Annotated in this window: 20 protein-coding genes and 2 pseudogenes; 11 read left to right on the forward strand and 11 right to left on the reverse strand. The window is 59.6% G+C overall.

Annotation, left to right across the window (positions count from 1 at the left end; genetic code table 11):
* Nucleotides 1–263: 263 nt before the first annotated feature.
* Complete coding sequence (locus ACMXYH_RS27480; protein ID WP_415765526.1) at nt 264–1,373, reverse strand: DUF2817 domain-containing protein; 1,110 nt, start codon at nt 1,371–1,373, stop codon at nt 264–266.
* A gap of 166 nt (nt 1,374–1,539) precedes the next feature.
* Between ACMXYH_RS27480 and ggt the strand changes: the two genes are divergently transcribed.
* The 3 genes and pseudogenes from ggt (at nt 1,540) to ACMXYH_RS27495 (ending at nt 4,674) form a co-directional block, all read left to right on the forward strand.
* Nucleotides 1,540–3,372, forward strand: coding sequence for a gamma-glutamyltransferase (gene ggt / locus ACMXYH_RS27485; RefSeq protein ID WP_415765527.1), 1,833 nt, complete (start codon nt 1,540–1,542; stop codon nt 3,370–3,372).
* 192 nt (nt 3,373–3,564) lie between these two features.
* Nucleotides 3,565–3,735: pseudogene (locus tag ACMXYH_RS27490) on the forward strand (transcriptional regulator); the annotation flags it as partial.
* Between the two features lie 126 nt (nt 3,736–3,861).
* A complete protein-coding gene (locus ACMXYH_RS27495; RefSeq protein WP_415765528.1) occupies nt 3,862–4,674 on the forward strand; it encodes a MerR family transcriptional regulator in 813 nt (270 codons plus the stop codon).
* 41 nt (nt 4,675–4,715) lie between these two features.
* On the opposite strand, the gene ACMXYH_RS27500 is transcribed toward ACMXYH_RS27495, so the two are convergent.
* From ACMXYH_RS27500 to ACMXYH_RS27510, 3 genes are read right to left on the reverse strand one after another with little or no spacing between them, the layout of a single operon-like run.
* On the reverse strand, nt 4,716–5,144 hold the full coding sequence (locus ACMXYH_RS27500; protein WP_149628902.1) for a TOBE domain-containing protein: 429 nt from the start codon (nt 5,142–5,144) through the stop codon (nt 4,716–4,718).
* Between the two features lie 36 nt (nt 5,145–5,180).
* Nucleotides 5,181–6,275 carry a D-alanine--D-alanine ligase gene (gene ddlA / locus ACMXYH_RS27505; RefSeq protein WP_415765529.1) on the reverse strand — a complete coding sequence of 365 codons (1,095 nt, stop codon included), beginning with the start codon at nt 6,273–6,275 and terminating at the stop codon, nt 5,181–5,183.
* A 10-nt stretch (nt 6,276–6,285) separates the two neighbouring features.
* Nucleotides 6,286–6,927, reverse strand: a complete 642-nt coding sequence (locus tag ACMXYH_RS27510) for a LysE family translocator (RefSeq protein WP_415765530.1) — start codon at nt 6,925–6,927, stop codon at nt 6,286–6,288.
* Nucleotides 6,928–7,078: 151 nt separating this feature from the next.
* Between ACMXYH_RS27510 and ACMXYH_RS27515 the strand changes: the two genes are divergently transcribed.
* Nucleotides 7,079–7,888: an AraC family transcriptional regulator gene (locus ACMXYH_RS27515; protein ID WP_415765532.1), complete on the forward strand. Its 810-nt coding sequence runs from the start codon at nt 7,079–7,081 to the stop codon at nt 7,886–7,888.
* Between the two features lie 76 nt (nt 7,889–7,964).
* Entirely contained in the window at nt 7,965–8,333 is a 369-nt protein-coding gene (locus ACMXYH_RS27520) for a cupin domain-containing protein (RefSeq protein WP_111451254.1), read from the forward strand.
* 12 nt (nt 8,334–8,345) lie between these two features.
* On the opposite strand, the gene ACMXYH_RS27525 is transcribed toward ACMXYH_RS27520, so the two are convergent.
* From ACMXYH_RS27525 to ACMXYH_RS27535, 3 genes and pseudogenes are all read right to left on the reverse strand, one after another.
* Nucleotides 8,346–8,945 (reverse strand): flavin reductase family protein, encoded by a 600-nt coding sequence (locus ACMXYH_RS27525; RefSeq protein WP_415765534.1) that lies wholly within the window; start codon nt 8,943–8,945, stop codon nt 8,346–8,348.
* 57 nt (nt 8,946–9,002) lie between these two features.
* Nucleotides 9,003–9,611 (reverse strand): methyl-accepting chemotaxis protein, encoded by a 609-nt coding sequence (locus ACMXYH_RS27530; protein ID WP_415767759.1) that lies wholly within the window; start codon nt 9,609–9,611, stop codon nt 9,003–9,005.
* Nucleotides 9,591–10,319: pseudogene (locus ACMXYH_RS27535) on the reverse strand (PAS domain-containing protein); the annotation flags it as partial. The gene ACMXYH_RS27530 and the pseudogene ACMXYH_RS27535, both read right to left, overlap by 21 nt.
* A 537-nt stretch (nt 10,320–10,856) precedes the next feature.
* On the opposite strand from ACMXYH_RS27535, the gene ACMXYH_RS27540 reads away from it, so the two are divergent.
* Nucleotides 10,857–11,252 (forward strand): DUF6124 family protein, encoded by a 396-nt coding sequence (locus ACMXYH_RS27540; protein ID WP_134423160.1) that lies wholly within the window; start codon nt 10,857–10,859, stop codon nt 11,250–11,252.
* Nucleotides 11,253–11,342: 90 nt separating this feature from the next.
* Here the strand turns inward: ACMXYH_RS27540 and ACMXYH_RS27545 are convergent, their stop codons facing one another.
* The gene (locus ACMXYH_RS27545; protein WP_415765535.1) at nt 11,343–12,686 is read right to left on the reverse strand and encodes an MFS transporter; all 1,344 of its coding nucleotides are present in this window, start codon (nt 12,684–12,686) and stop codon (nt 11,343–11,345) included.
* A 201-nt stretch (nt 12,687–12,887) separates the two neighbouring features.
* Here ACMXYH_RS27545 and ACMXYH_RS27550 point away from each other — a divergent pair, with 201 nt between their 5' ends.
* The 4 genes from ACMXYH_RS27550 to ACMXYH_RS27565 all read left to right on the forward strand — a co-directional run bounded on the left by ACMXYH_RS27550 (nt 12,888) and on the right by ACMXYH_RS27565 (nt 16,868).
* Nucleotides 12,888–14,306: a short-chain fatty acid transporter gene (locus ACMXYH_RS27550; protein WP_033061219.1), complete on the forward strand. Its 1,419-nt coding sequence runs from the start codon at nt 12,888–12,890 to the stop codon at nt 14,304–14,306.
* A 214-nt stretch (nt 14,307–14,520) separates the two neighbouring features.
* Nucleotides 14,521–14,841: a hypothetical protein gene (locus ACMXYH_RS27555; RefSeq protein WP_415765536.1), complete on the forward strand. Its 321-nt coding sequence runs from the start codon at nt 14,521–14,523 to the stop codon at nt 14,839–14,841.
* A 185-nt stretch (nt 14,842–15,026) separates the two neighbouring features.
* Nucleotides 15,027–16,199, forward strand: coding sequence for a hypothetical protein (locus ACMXYH_RS27560; protein WP_129441225.1), 1,173 nt, complete (start codon nt 15,027–15,029; stop codon nt 16,197–16,199).
* 144 nt (nt 16,200–16,343) lie between these two features.
* Nucleotides 16,344–16,868, forward strand: coding sequence for an SET domain-containing protein-lysine N-methyltransferase (locus tag ACMXYH_RS27565; RefSeq protein ID WP_415765537.1), 525 nt, complete (start codon nt 16,344–16,346; stop codon nt 16,866–16,868).
* A gap of 6 nt (nt 16,869–16,874) precedes the next feature.
* Here the strand turns inward: ACMXYH_RS27565 and can are convergent, their stop codons facing one another.
* Complete coding sequence (gene can / locus ACMXYH_RS27570; RefSeq protein ID WP_033061212.1) at nt 16,875–17,519, reverse strand: carbonate dehydratase; 645 nt, start codon at nt 17,517–17,519, stop codon at nt 16,875–16,877.
* Nucleotides 17,520–17,671: 152 nt separating this feature from the next.
* Here can and ACMXYH_RS27575 point away from each other — a divergent pair, with 152 nt between their 5' ends.
* Nucleotides 17,672–18,076: a serine kinase/phosphatase gene (locus tag ACMXYH_RS27575; RefSeq protein WP_415765538.1), complete on the forward strand. Its 405-nt coding sequence runs from the start codon at nt 17,672–17,674 to the stop codon at nt 18,074–18,076.
* Between the two features lie 126 nt (nt 18,077–18,202).
* On the opposite strand, the gene rimI is transcribed toward ACMXYH_RS27575, so the two are convergent.
* Both rimI and ACMXYH_RS27585 read right to left on the reverse strand, forming a co-directional pair.
* Nucleotides 18,203–18,655: a ribosomal protein S18-alanine N-acetyltransferase gene (gene rimI / locus ACMXYH_RS27580; RefSeq protein ID WP_008145534.1), complete on the reverse strand. Its 453-nt coding sequence runs from the start codon at nt 18,653–18,655 to the stop codon at nt 18,203–18,205.
* On the reverse strand, nt 18,648–19,397 hold the full coding sequence (locus ACMXYH_RS27585; RefSeq protein WP_111451246.1) for an energy transducer TonB: 750 nt from the start codon (nt 19,395–19,397) through the stop codon (nt 18,648–18,650). Before ACMXYH_RS27585 ends, rimI begins: the two co-directional genes overlap by 8 nt.
* Nucleotides 19,398–19,419: the final 22 nt, after the last annotated feature.

A 19,419-nucleotide genomic window follows, 5' to 3' on the forward strand; every position in this document is an offset into this window, starting at 1 on the left:
ATTGCCTCCGTCGCATCCCATGTGTCGGGCGCATCTCGTCTGCGGGGCACTGGAGTGAATCAAAAACTGCTCTACTCAGAGCTGAAGTGTTCATTCTCCCCCATTTGGGGAAACAACCCCATGGAAGGCTCGCGTCAAGTACCGGCCGGCATGTTTTCGCGCAGTGTTTCGCGCACACCCTTCACGCACCTTGAAGTGCGCGAACTTTCCGGAGGAGCGAACTGTGAGGCGTGCCCCTACGCCGAGCCACCCAAGAAGTCGCATCAGGAACAAATCGCCGGCAACGCTGACAACGCCCGCTCCCAAATCTGCCAGGTGCGCAGCCAGACCATCGCCTGCCAGTCGCTGTCGGCGGGATAGAACTGCTCCACCAGATTCAGCTTGATCCCGCGCCCCACGGCATCTCTCGGATTGCCGTGCAGGTGCAGCCAGTGATCATCGCGCAGATGACGATGAACCTCGGCGCCGGGATACGTCCCACACTCGATCACAAACGGCATCAACCGCACGTGCGGCAACGCATTGATCAACGCTTGCGAGGTGTAACCGGTGGCGGTAGCCGCAACGCCGGTTTCGCTCAGCGTGTCGGCGCCCGTGTGCAAGGTATAGAGCCAGGGACCATAGATGGCCTGCGCATCCGCAAGCGCCGGATACGCCGACTCGGTAATGGTCAGCAACATCGGATGACCGTATTCCCCGGCACCGGTGTGCAAGTCGAAACACATCGCCACTTCGGCATGGGAAACATGCTTTTGAATGATCTGATGCAACGTGCGGTTCGACCAGCTTGGTGCCAGTCCGCCGTAGAACAAACCATCGGGATGACGGTGCTGGCCACCCTCGACAATCGACATCACCGCTGGCCAACCGTGTTCGCTAATCTGTTCGTCGAGCAAGGCATCGGCACGATCACGCTCCGGGCCCCGCAACTGCGTGCAGGCATAGATTTCATGCAGCGCTGCATAGGCCCGATTATTTGGCAATGCGTGGTCGAAGTTCAGGTGATTGCGGTTCAGGTCGATGTTGTCTTCGTTGACCCGACGCAGCCACGCAGTGCCCCACGGATTGATCAGGTGGATCATCACCACCGCAACATCGGCCGGCAGCGAACGCTTGCCCAACTCCTGCAACCACTTGATCTGACATCCCGAACCATAGAAGCCTTCGACGCCATGAGTGCCACTCAGCGCAATCAGCAAACGCTTGGCGCCCGGATCACCCAGCACGGCCACATCGGTGCTCAACGACTCACCGAACGTCCCTTTGAGCGGATGCGGGTACTCGGTCAGCGTCGCGCCGGCCGCGGTCGCGGCGGCCAGAAATTGATCACGCTGGGTGCGGTAACTTGGCTGGGTGGGGAACTCGGTCTGCATGTCTGCCTCTTGTTGATCTTATGGCCAGTCTGTTGCCCTCGAACCTACAGAAAATCCGCGGACTCATGAAGGGCGAAAGTGTCTTTACTGTAGCCCCTGGTTTGCGTCACTTCCTTTCGGCCGATAAAGTCCCCTGATCTTTTCCCACGGACGGAGTGCCCCCCACGTGTTCTCAACCTTCCACTTGAGTCGCTATCGCCTGTCAGCCCTTTCGCTGATCGCCGCTGCTTTAACCCTCGCAGCCTGTAGTGCTCCGACCTCTTCGACGTTGCCTGTTGCGCCGGAAATCGCGTCAGGTTATCGCACTGACCTGCAGACCCAATACGCCTCAAAACACATGGCGGCCGCGGCCAATCCGCTGGCGGCCGAGGCCGGGCGGGAGATGTTGCGTCAGGGCGGTTCGGCAATCGATGCCGCAATTGCGATGCAGGCCGTGCTGACGCTGGTCGAGCCGCAATCCTCGGGCATTGGCGGTGGCGCGTTGATCGTGCTCTGGGATGGCAAGGCTGTGCGCACTTATGACGGACGCGAAACCGCTCCGGCCGGCGCCACCGAGAGGCTGTTCCTGCAAGCCGACGGCAAACCGATGCCGTTCACCCAGGCGCAGATTGGCGGTCGTTCGGTGGGGACACCGGGCGTGTTGCGAGCGCTTGAGTTGGCCCATCAGAAACACGGTCGACTGCCGTGGGCGCAACTGTTCGAACCGGCGATCAAACTCGCGGAGCAAGGCTTCGCCATCTCGCCACGCCTTCACCAGTTGATCGCCTCGGACTCGTCCATTCGACGCTCGCCGGACATGGCGGCCTACTTCCTGAATGCCGATGGCAGCCCGAAAGCCGCAGGCACGCAACTGAAAAACCCGGCGCTGGCCGCGGTGTTCAAACGCATCGCCAAAGAAGGACCGGATGCACTGTACAAAGGCCCGATCGCACAAGAGATCGTCGCCAAGGTTCAAAGCCACGCCAACGCCGGCAGCCTGTCGCTGAACGACCTCAAAGGCTACAGCGCCAAAGAGCGCGCGCCGCTGTGCACCGACTACAAACGCTGGCAGGTCTGCGGCATGCCGCCACCGTCATCAGGCGGGATTGCCGTGGCGCAGATCCTCGGCACCTTGCAGGCCCTGGAAACCCGGGATCCGCGTTTTGCCCTGGCACCGCTCAAACCGGTCAAGACAAACAAACCTGCGGGCGTCGAACCAGCGCCTGAAGCCGTGCACCTGATCTCCGAAGCCGAGCGCCTGGCCTACGCCGACCGAGCGCTCTACGTGGCCGACGCAGATTTCGTGCCCGTCCCCGTCAAAGGTCTGGTGGACCCTGCGTATCTGGCCGACCGCGCCGCCCTGATCGGCGATCGCAGCATGGGCACAGCCAAACCCGGCACCCCGCCAGGCATTCAGGTCGCCTACGCACCGGACCGTTCGCCGCTGCGCATCTCCACCTCGCAAGTGGTGGCGGTGGATGACGAAGGCGGCGGCGTGTCCATGACCACCACCGTGGAATCCGCGTTTGGCTCGCACCTGATGGTTCAGGGTTTCCTGCTGAACAATCAGATGACCGACTTCTCGTTCATCCCCGAAGAGAATGGCCAGAAGGTTGCCAACCGCGTCGAACCCGGCAAACGCCCACGCTCGTCCATGGCACCGACCCTGATTTTCGACCGTCAGAGCGGCGAATTCCTCGCCACCATCGGCTCCCCCGGCGGCTCGCAGATCATCGAATACGTCGCCAAATCCACCATCGGCCTGCTCGACTGGAACCTCGACCCACAAGCCGCCATCAGCCTGCCCAACTTTGGCAGCCGCAACGGCCCGACGGAACTGGAACAGGGGCAGTTCAGCCCGGCACTGATTCAGGCGCTGAAGGACAAAGGTCACAGCGTGAACGAGATCGACATGACCAGCGGGACTCAGGCGATTGTCCGGGTCAAGGATGCGCAGGGGAAAACGTCGTGGGCGGGTGGGGCCGATCCGCGGCGTGAGGGGGCCGCGTTGGGGGATTGAGTCGTACGCGGGAATGAGCAAGGGCTTACCGGGAGGTAGGCCCTTTTTTATAGCTAACGAATACTGATCGGCAATCTCGCGCAGCCTTTTCCTACCCGCAAATGACTGCTTCTTCGATAGAGTGTGGAAATTGTCGGCATCCACAAACACTACGACGCGATCGACGCTGATACCGTCGAGATGGAGTAACCCATGAACGTACGCCCCATTCACACCGACGAGGACTACCGTACAGCGCTCAAGAATGTGTCTGCACTCTTCGACAATGAGCCTGAGCCAGGCACACCCGAGGGTGATTACTTTGACATCATGATCACCCTCATCGAGGCGTATGAGTCGAACCGGTTCCCAGTCGATCTACCAATACTCCGGCTGCGGGCACTGGGCAAAGTAGTGATCGATATCGTTTGACGGCGCACACAGGGACTTGAGCTTGCCCCTACGGCAAGCTCTATCGTGGCCCCCGACCAGTCTAAAAGGAGGTTTCACATGCTTACCATCGGACAAATGGCCCGCAGCCACGGGCTCACCACCAAAACCCTGCGCCACTACGACAGCATCGGCCTGTTTATCCCGGCGCTGACCGGTCGCGACAATGGTTATCGCTATTACCGCCCCGAACAGATCGTCACACTGGGGCGGATCGTCTGGCTCAAACAACTGGGCATGGCGCTGGAGGATATTCGAGCCCTTGCGGTCAACGGCGGGCTGGACAGCGTCGCCAGCCTGCGCGAATCCCTCGAAGGGCATGCCCGGCAGTTGAGAGCCGACATCCAGCGTAGCGAGCAAGTCCTGGGGCAACTGACCCGCTACTTGGCGCAACCAGAGCGCAGCCTGCCACCCATGCAAACGCCGGAGCGAATCGCCTACCCCGCCTTGCGGATCATGGGCATGAGTTGGCAACAGGACGACGACGACACCATCGCCGAGATGTGGCAGCGCTTTGTGCCGCGCGAGGAGGAAATCGGTCGTCTGACCGATCCGATGGGCACTTTTGGTGTGTGCCAGCCGCTGGATGACGGTCAATGGCGCTACATCGCCGGACTACCGGTAGGACCGCACGCCCCGCTTGTTCAAGGCATGGTGGAGATGGAGATACCCGCTCGCCGGTACGCCCGGGTCGAACACCACGGGACGGTCACCACCCTGCCGGAAACGTTCCGGGCCGCCTATAGCGAATGGTTACCTGCTGCGGGAATGGCGCCAGCTGAAGGTATCGAATTCGAGTACTGCGGCGAACGCTTTTTCGGGCCAATGCACCCCGACAGCGTGGTCGAGTTGTACATCCCGCTCAAAGACTGACGAAAATACCGAAGGCTGGAACAGCCACCTCCGGGTTTAAATCAAGCCGGCACACCCAAAATGATATGCGACGCCTTGATCACCGCCGTCGCACTCACGCCCGGCGCCAGGCCCAGTTCTGCCACAGCCTGGCGTGTCACGATCGAATAGACTTCGGTGCCGCCGTCGAGCTGGATGACCACTTCGGCGTTCACGGCGCCATCGATGACACTGGTGACCTTGCCTTCCAGGCAGTTGCGCGCCGACAGGCGAATGTCGCTGGATTCGGTCATCAACATGACCCACGGCGCCTTCACCAGCGCGATCGCTTCCTTGCCAACTGCCAGGCCGAGGTTCTTCACGCTTTCCATGGTCACCACGGCCACCAGTTCATTACCGCCTGACAGTTTCAGTGAGACTTCGGCATTTACCGCGCCGGGTTGCAATTGACTGATGGTGCCTTTGAATACGTTACGTGCGCTGACTTTCATGACGTGTCTCCTCGAATAATTATTGTTGTATTGAGCCTAGCGAGAGATCTTCAGCGTTTGCCGCGCCTTATGCTTCTCCAGCGCCAGCTCGATCAAACGGCTGACCAGCTCGCTGTACGTCATACCGGTGGCCTGCCATAGCTTGGGGTACATGCTGATGCGGGTGAAGCCGGGCAACGAGTTGATCTCATTGATCAGCACTTCGCCACTCGCGGTCAGGAACACGTCGACCCGCGCCAGCCCGGAACAGCCCAACACCTGAAACGCCTCGACGGCCAGGGCGCGGATGCGTTCACTGGCCTCGATGCTGATATTTGCCGGCACCACCACTTCAGCCGCTTGAGCGTCGATGTATTTGCTGTCGTAGGAATAAAACCCGCTGCGCACCACGATCTCGCCACAACCGCTGGCGATGGCGTTTTCATTGCCGAGTACCGCGCATTCGATCTCGCGGCCGCTGACGGCGGACTCGACCAAGACTTTCTCATCGAAACCCAGGGCCAGTTCTACTGCTGCCGCGTACTCGGCTTCGTCATTCACCTTGCTCACGCCGACGGAAGATCCCTGGTTCGCCGGTTTGACGAATAGCGGCAAGCCGAGTTTGCCTTGCACCTCGGCGAACCCGGTGCGCGCCGCGGTGGCGCGGGTCAGGGTGACGAACGGCGTGACCGCCAACCCGGCGTCACGCAGCAGACGCTTGCTGATGTCCTTGTCCATGCAGACGGCCGAACCGAGTACATCAGAGCCGACAAACGGCAGATCAGCCATGCGCAGCAAGCCTTGCAGGCAACCGTCTTCGCCCAAGGTGCCGTGGACGATCGGGAAGATCACATCGACGTGGCCCAGCAGTTCCTGACCGGAGGTTTCCACCAATTGCTGACTGACCTTGCCCGGCACGACGGCCAGTTCACGGTTGGATCGATTAAGGGTGATAAGCGCCGGGTTTTCCTGGTTGAGCAGGAAGTTCGAAGGGTCGTTCAGATGCCAGTGACCTTGCTTGTCGATGCCTATCAGCACCGGTTCGAAGCGCGACCGATCCAATGCATCGACGATGTTTTTCGCCGATTGCAGCGACACTTCGTGTTCAGCCGAACGACCACCAAAAATAATGCCTACCCGCAGTTTGCTCATTCAGAACTCCTCAACGATTGGCCACCAGATGCGCGCCGAACAGTAGGTAGCAACTGCCGGCGCAGCGATCCAGCCATTTACGCGAACGATCATAAGCACCCGCGACCCGACGGCTGGCAAACAGCAGCGCCACGCTGCAATACCAACTGAAGGACAAGGTCGCCATGGTCAGCACTGCCAACGCCAGCAACATTGGTGGCACAGAAGCGGGCATGGCCGTAGCGAAGATCGTCGCGACGAACAGTGCGGATTTGGGGTTGGTCATATTGCCCAGAAAGCCCTGGCCATACACTGACAACAACGTGCGCCCCGCCCCCTCAACCGAGCCGCTATCGTCCGCAACCAAAGGCGGTTTGCGCTTGAATTGCTTCAATCCCAGATAGATCAAGTAACAACCACCGACAATCTTGAAGCTCAGGTAGAGGGTCGGGGCTGCGCTGAACAGTGACTTGATTCCCAACCCGCCCGCAAGGCCCCAAAGCACAGTGCCTGTCGCCACGCCCAGTGCGGCCACTACGCCGTGACGCTTGGATTGACTGGCCGCCAATTGCGCGATGTTGAAAAAGTTCGGCCCCGGCGTCACCACCGCAACCGTCCACAGCAGCGCCAATGACAACAATGGAGCGGCGTAGCTAAGAGGGAACATATCCATAATGTGGGTCGCCTTCGTGGCTAGGGAGAAGATGTAACACCTTGCAACATTAGTCCGGGATTTTCTACCGGCCGGATGATTCGATCGGCGGCAGACAGGCGGCTGCTCGGTGGGGTAACGTGTTCAGCATCGAGCTCAAGGCAACACCACCATGGCCAAGCACACGCCTCCCATCGACTGGTTCCACCGCGCGCCCGACGTTGGCGGGCTTCAGCGTTTCGAAGCGTTTTTTGCAGGCCACGGCTACGACCTTCACCGCCACGATACCTATGCAATCGGCCACACACTGGCTGGCGTGCAGAGTTTTCAGTACCGCGGTGGCTGGCGCCACAGCCTGCCGGGCGGGACCATGGTGCTGCACCCGGACGAAGTTCACGATGGCGAAGCCGGCACCGAGACCGGCTTTCAATACCGAATGATGTACATCGAGCCGGCGCTGATCCAGCAGATGCTCGGCGGCCAGCCATTGCCGTTTATCAAGACCGGCCTGTCAGCCGATCCACGTTTGTTCGCCGCCACCGCCGTGCTGCTGCGAAGCCTTGATTGTCCCCTCGAGCCTCTGGAAGAGCAGGATGCGCTGTTCGATCTGGCCCAAGCCTTGAACAGCGTTTCCGGCGTGTCTGCCACCCGCCAGAGCTTCGACTACGTGGCCGCCGAACGCGCGCGGGAATTCATTCATAGCGCCCTGGATCGCACCGTGACGCTGGAAGAACTGGCGCAACACAGCGGTCGCGATCGCTGGAGTCTGTCGCGGGATTTTCGCCTGTTGTTCGGCACCAGCCCTTATCGATACCTGACCATGCGCCGCCTGGACCTGGTCCGCTCACTGCTGATTCAGGGCCAGTCACTGGTCAGCGCCGCGCTGATCGCCGGCTTCACCGATCAGAGCCACATGACCCGGCAGTTCAGCAAAACCTACGGTCTGTCGCCAGCCCGCTGGATGAAAATGCACCGCTGCTGAGCCACGCACAATCGTTCAAGAAGCACACCGATGCGCGGGCTATCGTGGATTTACGATCAACCACGAGAGCTGCTTCATGAAAGCTTACGAAAGCCTGAATTTCGCTGAAAAAATCGCCAGGATCGGCCCGTACTGGACGCCTAGGGTCATCGCCGAAATGAACGACTACCAGTTCAAGGTGGTGAAACTGCTGGGGGATTTTATCTGGCACGATCACCTTGATACCGACGAAACCTTCATCGTCCTCGAAGGGCAACTGCGCATCGACTTTCGCGATGGCCACGTGCTGGTGAACGCTGGCGAAATGTATGTGGTGTCAAAAGGTGTAGAGCACAAACCGTTCGCCGAGCAGGAGGTGAAACTCCTGCTGATCGAGCCCAAGGGTGTGCTGAACACGGGTAACGAAGGTGGCGAGCGCACGGCGCAGAATGACGTCTGGGTGTGAAAGGCCGACTGCTTACGGCTGCAAGGTTTTGCCGTCCACTGGATCGCCGATTTTCAGGAAATGCCCGCCAGCCACATGGTGCAAGGTGCGCAACGTGTCTTGCCCTTCGAAGTGCCAGCGACCGTCACTGAACACCCGCTCGTCTGCCTGAGCGGCAATCACTTCGGCCAGGAACAGATCGTACTGCTGGTGATTGTCGGGTTCCGGCAGCAGTCGGCACTCCAGCCAGGCGACACAGCCTTCGAGCATCGGTGCATCGATCAGTTCAGCGCTGAAGGTCGGCAAACCATAGACCTGGAATTTGTCCCGGCCTTGGTCCCGGGTCAATTCCAGGCCGGACGTCGAACCCACGGTCTGGACGATATCGGCCTGGGCGGCGCAGGGAACATTCAGCACAAACGTGCCCGAAGCCTCCAGCAATTGCCGTGTCCAGATGGACTTGTCCAGCACCACGGCAATTTTCGGCGGCTCGAAATCCAGCGGCATGGCCCAGGCCGCCGCCATGATGTTGCGCTGGCCATCATGAGCCGCGCTGACCAACACGGTCGGGCCGTGATTGAGCAGACGATACGCCTTGGCCAAGGGAACCGGACGGCGGTGGGAAACGCTCATGATGGCTGCTCCTGGGGAAAACGCCGATTGTAGCGATTTACGCCGCGATGGCAGGCATCAAGTCGCCAACTGATTGGCAAACTGGCCGACCGCATTCACCACTTTCTGTGCACCGTCCTGAATCTCGACAATCACCGTACCCGCCTCTGCCGCTAGCGCCAGCCCCTGTTCAGCCTGGAGTTTGCCCTCGGTCATCAGCGCCACGGCGTTGCGCGCCATGTCCTGGTTCTGACGGACTACGCCAACAATCTCATCGGTTGCCTGGCTGGTGCGCGAAGCCAATTGCCGGACCTCATCCGCCACCACCGCGAAACCACGCCCCTGTTCCCCGGCCCGAGCCGCTTCGATGGCCGCGTTGAGCGCCAGCAGGTTGGTCTGTTCGGCAATCCCGCTGATGGTTTTGACGATGGTGCCGATCACCACCGACTGCTCGTTCAGCGCTTCGATGCCTTCGCCGGCGGTCTGCATGTGCCTGGCAAGGTCACGCATCACGTTGACCGCCTGAGTCACCACCGCGTTACCGCGCTGCGCGCTGCTGTCGGTTTGCTGCGAGGTGCTGTAGGCAATGTTGGCCGCTTCGGCGACCGCTTGTTCCTGATTGACTTGATCGGTGATCACCGTGGCGAATTTCACCACTTTGTAGAGCTTGTTGTTGGCATCGATCACCGGGTTGTAGGACGCCTCCAGCCAGACCCCGCGGCCGTGGCTGTCGACGCGTTTGAAACGCTCGGCGAAGAACTCGCCTGCATTCAAGCGACGCCAGAAGTCCTGATACCCGGCGCTGTTGTATTCCTCGGGTTCGCAGAACATGCGGTGATGTTTGCCCTTGATCTGCGCCAGGCTGTAACCCATGCCGCTGAGAAACCGTTCGTTGGCCGCCAACACGTTGCCATTGAGATCGAACTCGATCACTGCCGTGGAGCGCACGAGGGCGCCGATCAGGTTCTCATGCTCACGAGATGCCTCGATGGTGCGGGTCAGGTCACTGGAGTAAATCGAGAAGTGTTTGATCCGCCCGTCCGCGGACCGGACCGGCTGCACGATCGAGCGCAGCCAGGCTTCCTGACCATTGCCGCGCAACAAACGCACCGTGCCGGCAAAGTGCTCACCACGGGTCAACGAGACCTTGAAGCGCTGGTGGAATTCGTCCGACTTCACATGGGCCGGGACGATGTCTTCGATGTGTCGCCCTATCAGGTCGCTGCTTTTGTAGAGCATCTCACCGATGAAGTTCTGGTTGACCGATTGAATCCGCCCATCGGCATCGAGGGTCAGGACCAGCATCTCGCTTTCCAGACTTTCCTTCACTTGCTGAAGGCTGGAGAGTTCTTCGCGAAGAGCCGACAGCTCCTGCTTCAAGCGTTTGTTGAACATGGGGATACACCGATGGACAGGGATAGAAAGCGGTATGCAGCCTAACCATCGGCCTCAGGGATATTTTCTGAAGAGTGTTTCAGGGTTGTCCTACAAAAATAGTTAGGCATCTTGATGCGCGTCGTGTCGCCAGAAGCCGAATGGTTGTCGAAACATCGTTTCTTCCCAACATTTCCGGAAATTAAACACCGCTCGACAGCACTTGTTGAAAACGGCTCAAGGTTACTTCCTGCAAGCTACAACACCTTGCGTCGTTGCCTACGGCTACGCCAGAATCTGCCGGCTTGTGCGCCTTAGCCTTGGCCTCTATCGTTTCCCTGCCACTGCCCATCAGTGGTCGGGTTTAGTCGCCCGTCGTTGCTAAGTCGCATAGTTCCAATCAGTCAGGTATCCCATCCTGTACTTATGGTGGCTGTGCGCAGGGCACTCTTGGGTGCGCCGATTTCTTAGCTCGTCGGTCGACTAACCTGTGCACAGCTGCCTCCCATTCGTTTAGTCGCGAACTGGTTGCAGCCTCACTCAAGAGAGAGCTAAGACATGTTCAAGGTAACTCCAAATCCGCCGGACACCGATCCGGTCTCCCCCTACGAAAGCCCCGACTCAAACAAACTCAACGAAGCCGCCGAGCGCGCCCTCGACCATCACTTCCCGCCAGCCGACCCCAAACCACCAAAACGCAACGGTCAGCTCTTCAGCGTCTGCCCGGGTATCAACCCTGAAACCCTTCTCGCCAATGCCTCGGAAGATTTGCTGTCCATCAGCGCTATTGCCGCCAACCTCGCCGACGATGTGGACGGCTCCCGCCGCTCCGTAGCCTTGGCGCTCAGCCGCATGGCTGACGGCGTGCATTTGTTGGTGGAGCGAATGCTGGATCATCTGGATGAACCCGAGATAGCGGCGATTTTCGCCAAGCAACAAAGCCGCGTCATCTAATCCGCCACCCCCATAAAAAAATGGGCACCCAACCTGGTTGGCGTGCCCATTCTTTTTTCCGCTCCCCGCCACGCGGGACATAGATGCCTGTTACGGATTAACGCAGTCTTTCAACGATTTGCCCTGGCTTGAAGCCACGCTGCGGCTCCCTACATTAGGCATCCGCGCTCCAAAATACGCGGCACTGCTCACCCCCACAGCCCCCATCACCGCGCAGAAGATCACGCAGATCCATGGGCTCCACGGCATCAGACCGATCAGCAACAACGGTGTGATACTCGCCCAGACGGCGTAGGCAATGTTGTAAGTGAAGGAAATCCCCGAGACACGAATTCGCGCCGGGAACAGGCTGACCATCACCGACGGCACCGCGCCGACCACCCCACAACCGAGACCGGCCACCGCGTACGCCAGACCGATCCAGCTGCCACCGATGATCAGGCAGGTATAGAGCACGCCGATGCCCAATGGCAGCAGCAGGCTATAGAGCATCACCGTGCGCCAGGCGCCAATGCGGTCGACCAGCAGCCCGGCAAGTACGCAGCCGATGTTCAAAAAGACAATGCCCAAGGCACTCAGGGCGAAGGTGTGACTGGCGGTCATGCCGAAGGTTTTCTGCATCATGGTCGGGGTGATCACCACGAACACCACCACCGCCGAGGTCAGTACGCAAGTGAGGATCATCGCCGGCAGCATGGCCAGACGGTGTTCACGCAAGACCGTGCGCAGCGGCAGCTCGACGGCCTCATCACGTTGCGCCTGCATGGCCATGAACACCGGGGTTTCGCTGAGCCAGCGGCGTAGCCAGACGCCGATTACGCCGAACACGCCGCCCAGCAGGAACGGGTAACGCCAGGCGTAATCAAGGATTTCTGCCGGGGTGAACGCCTGCGCCAGAAAAGTCGCCGTGAGGGCGCCGATCAGGTAACCAAACGTCAGCCCGGCCTGCAGGAAACCGAGGGCATAACCGCGATGCCCGGCCGGTGCATGTTCGGCGACGAATACCCAGGCGCTCGGCACTTCGCCGCCCACCGCCGCGCCCTGGAGGATTCGCAGGGCCAACAGCAGCAGCGGTGCGAAATAACCGATCTGGGCGTAGGTCGGCATGATGCCGATCAACAGGCACGGCAGCGCCATCATCAGGATGCTCAGGCTGAAGACCTTCTTGCGGCCCAGCCGGTCGGCGAAATGCGCCATCAGAATCCCGCCCAACGGCCGCGCCAAATAACCGGTGGCGAAGATCCCGAAGCTTTGCAGCAGTCGCAGCCACTCGGGCATTTCCGGGGGGAAGAACAGCTGGCTGAGGGTCAGGGCGAAAAATACGAAAATGATGAAATCGTAGATTTCCAGCGCGCCGCCAAGAGCCGCAAGACCGAGGGTCTTGTAATCCGAGCGGGTGAACGGCGCCGGGCGCGAGTGGGTGTTGGCGGTCATGAAAAGAACTCTGGCATAGGCAAAAAACCAAGGCGCCCATGGTCTACGCAAACGCGCCAACGGACAACCCGTTAGACCAAAGTCCTAGACTCGTAAAACTTCGTCAAAAAATAGAGCCGATTGTTTTACTGTTGGCACCTGTCTAGACGGGCCTTTGCGGTCCTGAAGACCACAACAAACATAAAAATTCGAGGTACACCCGTGGCCGCTGATATCGAAGATACCCGCTCTGCCCGCTTTGCCCTGCGCTGCTCAAGTTTTGCCGAACGCTGGTTCCCTGACTCCTGGGTATTTGCCGCACTGGCGGTGATTATCGTCGCCGTGGCCACTCTGTTCATGGGCGCCAAACCCACCGACGCCGCCATGGCCTTCGGTGACGGATTCTGGAGCCTGATCCCGTTCACCATGCAGATGGCTTTCGTGGTAATCGGCGGTTATGTGGTCGCCAGCTCGCCACCGGCAGTGAAACTGATCGACCGGCTGGCGCGGATCCCGAAAAACGGCCGCTCGGCCGTGGCCTGGGTGGCGCTGATCTCCATGGTCGCCTCGCTGCTGAACTGGGGGCTGTCGCTGGTGTTTGGCGGTTTGCTGGTGCGCGCCCTCGCCCGCCGTACCGATCTGAAAATGGATTACCGTGCCGCCGGTGCCGCCGCCTATCTGGGTCTCGGCGCGGTGTGGGCCTTGGGCCTGTCCTCGTCCGCCGCGCAATTGCAGGCCAACCCGGCCAGCCTGCCGCCGTCGATTCTGTCGATCACTGGGGTCATTCCCTTCACGCAAACTATTTTTCTCTGGCAGTCCGGCGTGATGTTGCTGGCGCTGATCGTGATCTCGCTAATCATTGCTTACGCCACTGCACCCGGCCCGAACTCGGCCCGTGATGCCAAAGCCTGCGGCATCGATCCGAGCTTTAACCTGCCGCCCTTGCAACCGCGCACCCGCCCCGGCGAATGGCTGGAGCACAGCCCGCTGCTGACGATTTTGCTGGTGCTGCTGGCGGCCGGATGGCTGTTCCACGAGTTCTCGACCAAACCGGCGATCAGTGCGATTTCCGGGCTGAACACCTACAACTTCCTGTTCATCATGCTCGGTGCGCTGCTGCACTGGCGCCCGCGCAGCTTCCTTGACGCTGTGTCCCGCGCGGTGCCGACCACCACGGGCGTACTGATTCAATTCCCGTTGTACGGCTCGATCGCGGCGCTGATGACCACCGTCAAAGGGACTGACGCTCAGACGCTGGCTCACCACATCTCGACCTTTTTCGTACAAATTGCGTCCCACGACACCTACGCGCTGCTGATGGGCGTGTACTCGGCGATCCTCGGTTTCTTCATCCCGTCCGGCGGGGGCAAGTGGATCATCGAAGCGCCGTACGTCATGCAAGTGGCCACCGACCTGAACTACCACCTGGGCTGGGCCGTGCAGATCTACAACGCCGCCGAAGCCCTGCCGAATTTGATCAACCCGTTCTACATGCTGCCGCTGCTGGGTGTGCTCGGGTTGAAGGCGCGGGACTTGATCGGGTTTTCGTTCGTGCAACTGCTGGTGCACACGCCGCTGGTGCTGTTTCTGCTGTGGGCGTTGGGAACGACGCTGACGTATACGGCGCCGGTGATGCCGTAACACGTAAGTGATTGCACCTGCTGCGGGCAGGTGCAATCAGTTCACCCGGCTTGAGCATGAAACAAACGCCTAGATTTATCCTACATACAGGCTCGATTCCGCCTGACATGAAACCCGGAGAGTTCTTATCTCCAACCTATGAATCGCTGAGTAAACTCCGACAGCTCACAAACTTTTTAAAGCAAGACAGCACTGACCAAGGATGAACAAACACATGTCTTTAATATCGAAAACGCTGGAAGAGATGATTAACGAGATTTACCAGGACGGCAGGGTTTCAGTCGTTGAATATAAAAAGCTGCGTGATGATGCAGACCGTCGTATGGACGCTGTCGTCCGTGAGTTCGGCCTGCACAACAATTTGACCGCCCTTCAAAAAGCGATGGATGTAGTGATGCAATTAACGCAAACGTCCATCATTGATGCCAAAAAAGCCAAACTGACCGATACAGGAGAGGCCATCGTCAAGGATGCCGTATTTGCACAGGTCGAGTACTTGCGCGCCGGCACTCATCTGGCACTCAAGCTGTTGTAACGCTTCAATCTCCGTCCGGCCCATAAACATTAAGCCCGGGCCGGCCTCCATAACTAAGAGCTCCTGGCATACACAGCGCAAGCTCTAAGCAAAAAAACTACACGCACACACTGTTCTGTGTAACGCCGGTGATCCAGTATGTCGCGTACCCCAATCAACGGGACCACGCTGAAAAGGATCTGAGCATGTTCAAATTCGCAGGCCTCACCCTCGCGGCCCTCACCCTGAGTGCCGCCGCCCATGCCGATGTCGACCTGAAGCTGGGCAGTACCGAACGCGTCACCCGCCTGTTCGCCTATCCCAACAACTGCAACGTGATCTGCTTTCGCAACTGGACGCTGGAGCAAACGGTCGAGCATTACCTGACCCAAAGCGTGCAGCGCGATGGTTACAGCGCGGCGAAAGTGCTGGTCAAAACCGATAACAATCAGCTCTACGCCGAAATCAGCGGCGTACCCCGTGGCTATGAAAAACCGTTGGCGGCGTTGCTCGATGCCGGTGATCTGGCCTATACCGGCGCCAGCAAGCTGAATGCCGATGGCAAGTGGGCTTACAGCTGGTATCTGTTCCTGCCACTGGGCATGGCTCTGGAAAACCGCAAAAGCGTTGAACTGTTGCACTTCCCACCCGACTATTCGTTGACCCAGGCTCAGGATTACCTGCGATCCGCCACCACCGATCGCTGGGCCACACTGCTGACTGACAACGGAATCCCTGCCGACCAGACTCCGGGCTACCAGACCATCATCGACATCGCACCGATTGCCGCACCGTCCAACGCCGGCAAGGATCTGGAGGGCGTCTACGACTACTTCAAGGACTACCAGACCACCATGGTCAAGCAACTCAGCCAGAACGCCAGTGGTGCGGCGTTGCCGATGGTTGCCTTCGGCGCGCCGGTGCGTAACTGGATCAAGCAGCAATACGGGCCGACCGTGAACGTGCTGGGCCTGGTCAGTATCAGTCCGAGCGACGGGGTGAAAGTGCCAGTGCTGGGTTCCAACCACCCAAGCTACATTTGGTACGCCGCCGACCCGCAAAGCTATACCGGCAACGATGCCCAGGCCAAGGCCGACGCGGCTGGCCTTAAAGTCATGGGTCAGGATTTGAGTGCCGCGTGCTGGCAGGCCGCCATGGGCCGCCAACCGGACAGTAATCCCGACATTGAACTGAGAAGTTGCACCCAAACCTGGCAAGTGGCTCAGGCAGAAAAAACCTGCGAGCTGTTCTATACCTCGATCCGCAACCTGACGCCCGAAAAAGCCGTGGCCAAGTGCGCGACGGCACCGATCAAATCTCAGCTCAAACAGCTGAAAGCTCCGGTACCCGCGACTGCGATCCCTGTCCCGCCTCTGTAAAACGATGAACGGCGGGTCTACTGTCATAACTGACAGTAGACCCGCCGTTTCATTTGCGAGAGGCTTGAGTCGTTCCCATGTGTTGCAGTGCTGACAGGATTGTCAGCTGATGGAGGTCGCAGCACCCAGCCGACAAGGATCGTTATGAAAACCCACGCCCTGCACGAGACGCTTGCACAACCTCCCGATGGGATTTATCCATTTGCGGAGCTGCCCGTTCGCCTTGGATTCCCCTCCCGGGCCGACTTCGAGATTATCGACAACACCAACGGATCGGCGGGAGCCGTCGCAGTACTTCGGGACTTCCCCCGTATCAGCCGAATTTGTCGGGCGTCAGGGCACTTGCTGCCTTATCGCTGTCGGCATACCCGGCAACTGGCCCGTGGCATCCATGTCTACGACCCGCGCTTCTGCGGGCTGCTGCGACACTCCTGCGACCCAAACGTATTTCTCGACATGAGCGAGCTGTGGTTGTGGGCGCTGAAGGACATCAAAAAAGGCGACCGACTGACGATGGACTACGCCACCACCGAAGACAAACTCCTGCGTCAGTTCGCCTGCCAGTGTGGCTCGTTCGACTGCCGTGGCTGGATCACCGGCTACGATGAACCGCCGAACGCCGACGGCCAGTTGTTTCTGCAGCACTGGCGCCGGCGAAGTCTCTGCTGAAGGGCGTTACAACGTCTCGACCGGACGCAGACGGTATTGCGGCGGCAATTGCTCGAAACCGCTGATGGTGGCGTTCAGGCTTTTCCAGCGACCGTCCTTGATGCCATAGATGCAGCCGTGAACAGACAGGCTCTGCCCGCGGTGCCAGGCGTTTTGCACAATGCTGGTGTGCCCGACATTGGCCACTTGCTGGATCACGTTGTATTCGCAGAGGCGGTCGACCCGCTCTTCTTCAGTGGGCAATTTGGCGAGTTCTTCGCGTTTTTCATAATAGAGATCGCGAATCGAGCGCAGCCAGCCGTCGATCAGGCCCAGCTGACGGTCCTGCATCGAGGCGCGCACGCCGCCGCAGCCATAGTGGCCGGTAACGAGGATGTGTTTGACCTTTAGCACGTCGACCGCGTACTGAATCACCGACAGGCAGTTGAGGTCGGTGTGCAGCACCACGTTGGCCACGTTGCGGTGTACAAACAGATCGCCGGGCAGCATGCCGACGATCTCGTTCGCCGGCACCCGGGCGTCGGAGCAACCGATCCACAGGTATTCCGGGGTTTGCTGACGGGCCAGCTTAGCGAAGAAATCAGGATCTTCTTTGGTGATCGCGTCAGCCCAGCGCTCGTTGTTATCAATCAGATCTTGTAATTCGTTCATGCAATGAAACCTCGAGAATGATGCGCTTCTATGACAGACAACCATCTGTCGGGGTCACGCGCCAGATGCAGAAACCCGGTTTTCCATGCCGGAGGAATTCTCAGCAGCCCAGGGGGTCCACCCTAGTAAGGCCTACAGTATGAGGAATTGCCATGACTGAATCACGACGTCCGTACGATGCGGTGCAACCCGAGCCCATCGATGACAACGAAGACCGCATGGGTTCGATGCATGAGCTGGATTTCGACGAGGAGGAACCCAGCGCCAAAATCGGCGACGAACTGCCGCAAACAGAGCGTGAACGCCTGATGCCTCGGGAACGCGTACGTGAAGCCGGCATGACCGGGGCCTCGACCGATGACCATGAGTCCACCGACGACGACATGAGCCCGGAAACCCTGATCCATGAAGACGGCGCACGGGACGCCCACGAAGCGGGTGAAGGCGGCCAGGCCGATTGGGATTTGAGCATTGTCGATGAAGACGACATCGGCGGAGGCAATGGGCTGGATGAAGAGGAACTGGCGCAGCGGGATCCGATGGACGGTAATCGTTGATCTATCTGTCTGAGAGGATCGGAATGTAGGAGCTGCCGAAGGCTGCGATCTTTTGATCTTCCTGTGTCGTGACAACAAAAGATCAAAAGATCGCAGCCTTCGGCAGCTCCTACACGGGATCGCTGTTCAATCGACCAAAGTGCAGGCCATGACGACAGCATCTTCACGCCCGCCAACTGCCGGGTAGTAATCGCGCCGCCGACCAATCTCGTTAAACCCATAACGCTCATACAACTTGAACGCGCCACGGTTGCTGTCGCGCACTTCAAGGAAACACTCCCGCGCCTTGGCGTCATACGCCCGGGACATCAAGTGTTCCAGCAACGTCAAGCCCAGGCCACGGCCCTGGTTCTCCGGTTTGACGGTGATGTTCAGCAGATGCGCTTCATCAAGGATGATCTGCACCACACCATGGCCGACCTGCTGCTGGCCTTCAAACATCAGCCATATCTGATATTTACCCAGCCCATCGAGAAAAATCCCGCGAGTCCAGGGATGGCTGTAAGCCGCGTATTCAATTTTCAGTACAGCGTCCAGGTCCGCCTCGGTCATTGGGCGGAACGATACAGCGTCACTCATTCGATTCTTTCCAGCGCGCCATCAGCCGACGCATGGCTTGCCAGACATCAGCCTTACGCTGTGGCTCTTCCATTAATAATTCCAGACCCGGCAGGGCCCAGACCGAGCCCAGGCCTTCGACCTGGAGTTCACGGTTGAAGGATTCGGCGTTCGCCTCACCGGCGAAACGCACCGCAGGCAAGCCGATCAGCCACACGCAGACGCACGGTGCGTCTTCCAGCCGGGCCGAGAGAAAACCTTGCACGAAGTCGCGAGCCGCTTCCGGGCCTTGATCCATGGTGCCCCGAGACAACAGCGGCCAACGCACCGGCTCGCCGACGATCTGCGGGCTGTCCGGCAGACCGGCGGCGCGCAGCATGTCTTTGAGCAACAGATAGGCGGGGTCGCGGGTCTGGAAGGATTCGCCTGTGGGTAACTCCACCAGCAGCAGGCAACGCCCGGCCCGCAGCAATTGCAGAGCGAAACGCGGCGGCGGCACGACTGGCGCCTTGGCCACAACCGGAGCGGCCTCTTCTTCAACCTTGGCATTCGTACGCGTGCTGGCCAGCGATGGCCGTGGCACCTCGATTTTCACCCGTTCGGCCGGTTTGACCAGCGGTTCCACGGGTGAATCAGCCACAGGCGCGGGCGCAACCGGAGCAACCGGGGCGACGACCAACGGCTCGGGCATCTCCAGCAATTCGGGGCGCGAGGGCGCAGCAAAGGGCAATTCGGTGCGCGGCAGCCAGTTGACCACCTGCATGGCGGTCAAATAAGCGCGGCGA

Source organism: Pseudomonas frigoris (assembly GCF_047758635.1).
GTDB lineage: Bacteria > Pseudomonadota > Gammaproteobacteria > Pseudomonadales > Pseudomonadaceae > Aquipseudomonas > Aquipseudomonas frigoris.

Coding starts and splice junctions, on each gene's coding strand:
- ACMXYH_RS27515 (WP_415765532.1), top strand. CDS start 7,079: ATGGCCAAGCACACGCCTCCCATCGACTGGTTCCACCGCGCGCCCGAC.
- can (WP_033061212.1), bottom strand. CDS start 17,519: ATGAACGAATTACAAGATCTGATTGATAACAACGAGCGCTGGGCTGAC.
- ACMXYH_RS27560 (WP_129441225.1), top strand. CDS start 15,027: ATGTTCAAATTCGCAGGCCTCACCCTCGCGGCCCTCACCCTGAGTGCC.
- ACMXYH_RS27480 (WP_415765526.1), bottom strand. CDS start 1,373: ATGCAGACCGAGTTCCCCACCCAGCCAAGTTACCGCACCCAGCGTGAT.
- ACMXYH_RS27495 (WP_415765528.1), top strand. CDS start 3,862: ATGCTTACCATCGGACAAATGGCCCGCAGCCACGGGCTCACCACCAAA.
- ACMXYH_RS27555 (WP_415765536.1), top strand. CDS start 14,521: ATGTCTTTAATATCGAAAACGCTGGAAGAGATGATTAACGAGATTTAC.
- ACMXYH_RS27565 (WP_415765537.1), top strand. CDS start 16,344: ATGAAAACCCACGCCCTGCACGAGACGCTTGCACAACCTCCCGATGGG.
- ACMXYH_RS27510 (WP_415765530.1), bottom strand. CDS start 6,927: ATGGATATGTTCCCTCTTAGCTACGCCGCTCCATTGTTGTCATTGGCG.
- rimI (WP_008145534.1), bottom strand. CDS start 18,655: ATGAGTGACGCTGTATCGTTCCGCCCAATGACCGAGGCGGACCTGGAC.
- ACMXYH_RS27540 (WP_134423160.1), top strand. CDS start 10,857: ATGTTCAAGGTAACTCCAAATCCGCCGGACACCGATCCGGTCTCCCCC.
- ACMXYH_RS27525 (WP_415765534.1), bottom strand. CDS start 8,945: ATGAGCGTTTCCCACCGCCGTCCGGTTCCCTTGGCCAAGGCGTATCGT.
- ddlA (WP_415765529.1), bottom strand. CDS start 6,275: ATGAGCAAACTGCGGGTAGGCATTATTTTTGGTGGTCGTTCGGCTGAA.
- ACMXYH_RS27585 (WP_111451246.1), bottom strand. CDS start 19,397: ATGCAGGTGGTCAACTGGCTGCCGCGCACCGAATTGCCCTTTGCTGCG.
- ACMXYH_RS27575 (WP_415765538.1), top strand. CDS start 17,672: ATGACTGAATCACGACGTCCGTACGATGCGGTGCAACCCGAGCCCATC.
- ACMXYH_RS27520 (WP_111451254.1), top strand. CDS start 7,965: ATGAAAGCTTACGAAAGCCTGAATTTCGCTGAAAAAATCGCCAGGATC.
- ACMXYH_RS27545 (WP_415765535.1), bottom strand. CDS start 12,686: ATGACCGCCAACACCCACTCGCGCCCGGCGCCGTTCACCCGCTCGGAT.
- ACMXYH_RS27500 (WP_149628902.1), bottom strand. CDS start 5,144: ATGAAAGTCAGCGCACGTAACGTATTCAAAGGCACCATCAGTCAATTG.